General features: G+C 40.3%; 1 protein-coding gene. It reads right to left on the reverse strand.

Annotation, left to right across the window (positions count from 1 at the left end; genetic code table 11):
- Positions 1-187: YolD-like family protein (locus BLT_RS0121085; protein ID WP_161603264.1), on the reverse strand; the 187-nt coding region annotated here is incomplete at its 3' end.
- Positions 188-238 lie beyond the last annotated feature (51 nt).

A 238-nucleotide genomic window follows, 5' to 3' on the forward strand; every position in this document is an offset into this window, starting at 1 on the left:
ACCCCACAAATTCATGATAAGCCCAATTATCCCAATAGATAACACGTACTTCTAAAGTATGGTTTAGTGCATCCATGACCACATAACCGATTTCCTCCAGTTCTTGCTCATCTAGTTCATGCTTTTTCACTTTCTTTTGATCTACTTTCCGTTGACGAATCAGAGCAACATGTTCGGGCAGCATCATTCTAGAGCCTTCCCACTTTTTGTTAGACCCTTTGGTCACTTTTGTAATCCT

Origin of the sequence: Halalkalibacterium ligniniphilum (genome assembly GCF_000334155.1) — a bacterium.
Lineage (GTDB): Bacteria > Bacillota > Bacilli > Bacillales > Bacillaceae_D > Halalkalibacterium > Halalkalibacterium ligniniphilum.